The 6120-nt window shown below is 59.9% G+C and carries 6 protein-coding genes and 1 rRNA gene; 4 read left to right on the forward strand and 3 right to left on the reverse strand.

The annotated features are described in order from the left end of the window. Positions 1 to 482: TetR/AcrR family transcriptional regulator (locus AC1DK4_RS40120; protein WP_477132236.1), on the forward strand; the 482-nt coding region annotated here is incomplete at its 5' end. A gap of 163 nt (positions 483 to 645) precedes the next feature. Next, positions 646 to 1269: a 2-hydroxychromene-2-carboxylate isomerase gene (locus tag AC1DK4_RS40125; RefSeq protein ID WP_441624150.1), complete on the forward strand. Its 624-nt coding sequence runs from the start codon at positions 646 to 648 to the stop codon at positions 1267 to 1269. A gap of 122 nt (positions 1270 to 1391) precedes the next feature. Here the strand turns inward: AC1DK4_RS40125 and AC1DK4_RS40130 are convergent, their stop codons facing one another. After that, positions 1392 to 3008 (reverse strand): AMP-binding protein, encoded by a 1617-nt coding sequence (locus tag AC1DK4_RS40130; RefSeq protein ID WP_441624148.1) that lies wholly within the window; start codon positions 3006 to 3008, stop codon positions 1392 to 1394. Between the two features lie 326 nt (positions 3009 to 3334). Here AC1DK4_RS40130 and AC1DK4_RS40135 point away from each other — a divergent pair, with 326 nt between their 5' ends. Together AC1DK4_RS40135 and AC1DK4_RS40140 are read left to right on the forward strand one after the other, a co-directional pair. After that, positions 3335 to 3559, forward strand: coding sequence for a DsbA family protein (locus AC1DK4_RS40135; RefSeq protein WP_441643644.1), 225 nt, complete (start codon positions 3335 to 3337; stop codon positions 3557 to 3559). After that, on the forward strand, positions 3556 to 4260 hold the full coding sequence (locus AC1DK4_RS40140) for an SDR family NAD(P)-dependent oxidoreductase (protein WP_441624144.1): 705 nt from the start codon (positions 3556 to 3558) through the stop codon (positions 4258 to 4260). Before AC1DK4_RS40135 ends, AC1DK4_RS40140 begins: the two co-directional genes overlap by 4 nt. 105 nt (positions 4261 to 4365) lie before the next feature. Here the strand turns inward: AC1DK4_RS40140 and AC1DK4_RS40145 are convergent, their stop codons facing one another. Together AC1DK4_RS40145 and rrf are read right to left on the reverse strand one after the other, a co-directional pair. Further along, positions 4366 to 5508 (reverse strand): 3-deoxy-7-phosphoheptulonate synthase, encoded by a 1143-nt coding sequence (locus AC1DK4_RS40145; RefSeq protein ID WP_441624142.1) that lies wholly within the window; start codon positions 5506 to 5508, stop codon positions 4366 to 4368. Positions 5509 to 6022: 514 nt separating this feature from the next. Next, positions 6023 to 6120, reverse strand: a 5S ribosomal RNA gene (gene rrf, locus AC1DK4_RS40150); the annotation flags it as partial.

Raw genomic sequence — 6120 nt, forward strand, 5'->3', positions numbered from 1 at the left:
GGATCGATGCCCTGATGGGCGCGATCGGGCTCACCGGAGGTGCCTTCTATAGCCACTTCGGCTCCAAGACTGAGTTGTTTGCAGCCATCGTCGAGCAAGAACTAACCAACAGTTCGGAGATGCTCGCAGGCGAAGAGACCGGCGAAGACCATTTCGTAAGATGCATCCGTAGCTATCTGAGCAGTTCTCATGCGCTGCATCCTGAAACAGGTTGTGCCCTACCGACCTTGGGCGCGGAAATTGCGAGGGCCGATCCAGAGGTCCGCGCCACAGTGGAGCGAGCCGCGAAGAAACTGCACAACAGCTGGAAGGATCGCCTGAACGATCAAGATGCTGCCTGGGCATTGGTCGCGCAATGCGTGGGAGCGATCTTGCTGGCCCGGGTTGTTGAATCTGACCGAACCAGGCAGCAGATCCTCGCATCCAGCCGCCGCTTTCTCGGACGGTCTATCGAGGCGCTCGAACCCCTGAGCAAGACCTGAGCCATGACAGGTTGGCGCCTGCGCTACGCCCAGGCGCAACGCTGTTCTGAGGCCTGCGAGCACATCGAACCCGCCATCTACCTTCCCTGACCAAGCGGGCCCAGCCCTTGCGCCGCCGAGTTCTTTCCCATCCATTTCTGTCAATCTCGCTGCAGGAGACAACATGAGCCGCATAAGCGTCCAGTTTCACTTCGATTTCGGCAGTCCGAATTCTTACCTTAGCCACAAGGTCATCCCAGGCATTGAGGCTCGCCAGGGTGTCACGTTTGAATATGTTCCCGTGCTGCTTGGTGGCCTGTTCAGGCTGACCGGAAACCGATCGCCGGCAGAGGCATTTGGGGGCATCAAGAATAAGCCGGAGTTTGGACAACTGGAGATGCAGCGTTTCATCGCCAAGCATGGTCTGACGGCGTATCGGCACAACCCTTACTGGCCCGTCAACACCTTGCAAATCATGCGCGGCGCCGTGGCTGCCCAGAAGCATGGAACCTTCGCGTCGTATGTCGATGCCGTGTTCGCCAATATGTGGGAACAAGGTTTGAAGATGGATGATCCTGCAGTGATTGCGGGCGCTTTGAACTCCGCTGGCCTGGACGGCGACAACTTCCAGAATCACATCGCGGATGCCGAGGTTAAGCTCACCCTGCTGTCGAATACAGAGGACTCTTTCAAACGCGGCGCCTTTGGCTCGCCGACCTTCTTTGTCGGCGACGAGATGTTCTTTGGGAAAGATCAGTTGCGGGATGTCGAGGAGGAAATCCAGCGCGCGAAAGCGCGACTGAAGTAAGACAGCGGGGGCCTGCACAGGGCTTCCGCACGAGACCGGAAGCCCCGCACGCAATTTTTTAATGAGGCGGGCAGTGCGTCACGCAGTGACCCGACCTGAGGCCCTCTTCAGGCAGGCCCGCTTCATGCCGAGGCGGTCTGCGTGGATCCCCTCGCAGGCCTGTCCAGGCGCACTTCCCATAGGCCATGCCGCGGCACCTTCTCGTTTGAGTACTTGCGGGATTCGATGATAGTTTCCCGCAACGCCTTCTTCTGCAGCTTTCCAGTCGGCAAGCGCGGAAAGTCCAACACAAATGCGAAGTACTTGGGCGCGCGTATCGGGCCGAGCCTTTCACGGCAAACTGCACTAAGCGCTTCGGCAAGTATCTCTGCTGCATCAGGCATTCGTTCAACCTGGATCACCGCATAGACGGACTCGCCATACTCGTCATCAGGAACGCCGAACACCGCCGCGTCCAGAACCCGGGCATCCGTAAGCAGCACCTGCTCGATTTCCTGCGGATAGATGTTCACGCCCCCCGATATGATCACGAAATCCCGACGGTCAGACAGATAGAGGTAGCCGTCGCCGTCGAGGTGCCCGATGTCACCATAGGTCCACCAACCTTGCTTGCTGCGGCTCAGCGTCGTCTTATTGGCGTCGTTCCAGTATGCAAAGCTGGCGCTCGTCTCGAAGAAAATCGTACCCGTTGCGCCGGGCGGCATCTCATCCTCGTTGTCATCCAGGACATGAATGACGCCATCGGTCGCCTTGCCGACCGAGCCTTTGTGCCGCAGCCACTCCTCTGAGGTGATGGAGCAAGCGCCGATGCCTTCCGTGCCCGCGTAGTACTCGTGCAGGATCGGCCCCCACCAATCGATCATCGCCTCTTTTGTGTCCACGGCACACGGCGCCGCCCCGTGGAGCGCAACGCGATGGCTGGAAAGATCGAACTTCGCCCGCGTGATGGGATCCAGCCGAAGCAAACGGTGGAACATCGTGGGAACCCATACACTATGAGTGACACGGAACTGCTCGATTGCCGTCAGCGCCACTACAGGGTCGAAGCGATCCATCACCACCGCGGTACCGCCCATTGCCAGCGTCGCGGAAACATTTCGGTGCGGTGCTGCATGATAGAGAGGAGAGGTACACAGGCTGACCATCATTGGGCCGACGCCAGGCTGGCCTGCATATGACGCGTCTCGTGGATCCATCGCGTCGTACGGAATCGGCGGAATGACCTTTCGCACGCCCTTTGGACGACCCGTCGACCCGGATGAATACATCATTTCCCGACCGCGCGCGGGATCGGGAATTAGCGTGCAAGCGCTTGAGCGAAGCGCCTCCTCCAGGCTCTGGAAGCCCGAAATGGCACCCCCCAACGAGTAGCAAGGCACGGTGCCAAAGTCGGACGCAGCCAGGTTTTTGCTTCCTGTCGCCGAGGTTGAGACAACGACCGCACTTGCGCCGCAATCTCCGGCAATGTAGCGCAGATCCTCCTTGCTCAGGCTTGTCGACGCCGGGGTAAATACGACCCCCGCTCGCTGACAGCCCCACGCCAGATAGAGAAATTCAGGGCAATTCCCCACGGAGAAGAGCACCGCGTCTCCGCTCTGAATGCCGATGCTGCGAAGCAAATTGGCAACGCGATTGGCCCCTTGCTCGAGTTCGAGATACGTGATCTCTACCCCTGCAGGGACGAATACCGCAGCAACTTTATCTGGTGTCGTTAGCGCGAAGTGTCGTGGATGAGGCATTCTTCAACTCACATGGTTCCGACAACAGCAGCAACAGCAGCAACAGCAGAAACTGCGGCAACTGCAGGTCCAGGCAGGAGCGCTCGGCGGCATTGCGTATGCCCTTCCCCGCCCAAGGACATGGTCAGCTTCGCGCACTGCGTCAGACACGTTCAAATAAACGTTCGTTTACCTATCTGACGTTAAGTTAAGTCTTCAGCCCTGTCAAGCCCGACTGGACGCGGTAGGTGGACGATGACTGCATCGCCTCATCGGCATCCCGCTTGACAAGCTCCGCCCCGAAGATTAACGTCCGTTCACTAAACGATCATTTTCATGGAGACGCCGTGACATCAGATAGTTCGGAGCCCAACGTCGACGTCTGGCGCCGCGCAGAAGGTTCGGACATCCGTGACCGACTCGCGGGCAATAACCAGGACGCGGCAGCGCGTGGCGTGTTCGGCGTTCCGTCCTTCTTTGTCGATTCTGAACTCTTCTTCGGCAACGACCGGCTGGAATTCGTACGTGCCGCGCTTTCATCCAAGTCAATCCAAAAAGAGGCCCTTCCATGACCAAAGGAAAACTCGCCCTGATAACGGGAGTCGGCCCGGGCACCGGGCTGGCTCTGGTCCAGCGCTTTGTGGCGGGCGGCTACCAGGTAGCCATGATCGCCCGCAACCAGGAGCGTATTGCAGAAATCGCACGCGAGTTGCCTGGCTCCCACGCCTATCCCGCGGACGTCACCGATGAGTCGCAGCTGAACAGTGCGTTGGATCGCATCCAGGCCGAGCTAGGCCACCCACAGGTATTGGTGCACAACGCTGTGGGCGGTTCGTTTGGCAACTTCCTGGAGATCGAACCGCAGGTACTGGAGGCGAACTTCCGCACCAATGTCATGGCCCTCCTTCACCTGGCCCGGCGATTGGCGCCAGCCATGGTGGAGGCAGGCCACGGCGCCATCGTCGCAACTGGCAACACTTCCTCGCTCAGGGGCAAGAGCAACTTTGCCGGCTTCGCACCGACGAAGGCTGCTCAGCGAATTCTGGCAGAGTCAATGGCCCGGGAATTGGGCAAGCAAGGCGTACACGTCGCGTATCTCCTCATTGATGCGGTGATCGACCTCGCATGGACACGCAAGAGGTATCCGGGCGCTCCGGATGACTTCTTCATCCGGCCGGCTGATATTGCAGAGGAAGTCTGGCACGTCACGCATCAGCCAAGAAGCGCCTGGTCCTTCAACGTCGAGATCCGCCCCTTCGGCGAGAACTGGTAAGGCTTCGACCAGGCATAGCGCCAGCGAACGCGACGCGATGTAGACAATCGTCGAGCAGGAATGGTGTCACCGGCGACTTGCCGCCAACGGGCGGCATCCTCGTTGCTACGGCTTTGAGTTGAGCCTGCGGCGTACATTGACCGCCTCACTGAGCATGTCCAGCACGGCCACCGAATCATCCCATCCTATGCAGGCATCGGTAATGCTCTGGCCGTATGTCAATGCGGACGGACTGTGCTCTCCCGGGGTGAACTTCTGCGCGCCGGGGAGCAAGTGGCTCTCGACCATGGCCCCGAAGATGGATCGATTGCCGCTGCTGATCTGTTGCGCCACGTCGCGCGCTACATCAATCTGCCGCTTTGGCTGCTTGTTGCTGTTGGCGTGGCTGAAGTCCACCATCAGCAAGTTGCCGAGCCCGGCAGCGTCAAGTTCCTTGCACGCGGCCGCCACGGAATCCGCATCGTAGTTGGGGGCCTTGCCGCCGCGGAGAATGACATGGCAATCCGGGTTGCCCTTGGTGTGTACCGTCGCCACCTGCCCGTTCTTGTGCACCCCCAGGAAGTGGTGCGGACGAGAAGCGGCCAGTATGGCGTCGATAGCAATCTTGATGTTGCCGTCGGTGCCATTCTTAAAGCCGATCGGTGCTGAAAGACCCGAAGCCAGCTCGCGGTGCACCTGGCTTTCTGTGGTCCGGGCACCAATTGCGCCCCAACAGATCAGGTCGCCTATGTACTGCGGCGAGATCACGTCCAGCAGCTCACCGGCCGCCGGCAAGCCGAGGCGATTGATGTCAACCAACAGGCTGCGCGCTATGCGCAGGCCCTCGTCGATGCGGTAGCTCTCGTCCAGATAGGGGTCGTTGATCAACCCTTTCCAGCCGACGGTGGTGCGGGGCTTCTCGAAATACACGCGCATCACGATCTCAAGCGAGTCGGCGTGCCGCTGCCGCTGTGCCATCAACAGCCGCGCGTACTCGAGTGCTGCCTGCGGGTCGTGGATCGAGCAAGGTCCCATGATCACAAGCAGCCGGTCGTCCTCGCCATGCTGGATGCGGGCGATGCGCTGGCGCGTCTGCGTGACCAGCGTTTCGACAGCCGTGTTCCGGATGGGGAAAAAGCGGATCAGGTGTTCTGGCGGCGGCAGCGGAACGATGTCTTCGACGCGCGCGTCGTCGGTCACGCTGGTGCGATCCGGCGGCGCTTGCCAACCCTCGGCGATGGTGGGCGGAGACTTCTGCAGATCATTCATGGCTATCTCTTGGAGCTAAGACAAAAACCGCCGGTGCGTGCCGGCGGTCCAGGTTCGGTGGCGCTGCTTCCATCCATGCGCGGTAATTTCCTCCGCCGGTGTGCTGCGAGGGGCATACGGAAGAAGTCGAATCAGGATGAGCCAATTGGAAATCGTGCATCATCGGAACCACGTGCGTCAAGTATCAGACTGCCTGGATGAGGCATTCCTCGAATGGGCTCAGAGCCAACACTGCGCATGCTTCGCCCAGCGTTTCGATGATCACGGATAGCATGAAGTTGCCGATCAGCTTCATGAGATTCGCCTGCGAGGGATCGGCTCCCACGATACCCCGGGCAGCTGAGCCTCGCCGGGCAGCGCCAACAAGGATGGCTGTCGGCGAGCACCGCCAGCGCGTCGCCATTGCATGCGCCCCGGCCATCGGTCCGACCGGCGCTGCAAATTGGTCGCTATAAATCAGCCGCCCAAAAGCAAAACCCCCCAGTACTTGCGTACTGAGGGGTTTCAAGGGAGAGCCTGGCGATTACCTACTTTCACACGGGTAATCCGCACTATCATCGGCGTGGAGTCGTTTCACGGTCCTGTTCGGGATGGGAAGGGGTGGTTCCAACT

This window comes from Cupriavidus sp. 05N38, from assembly GCF_056397345.1.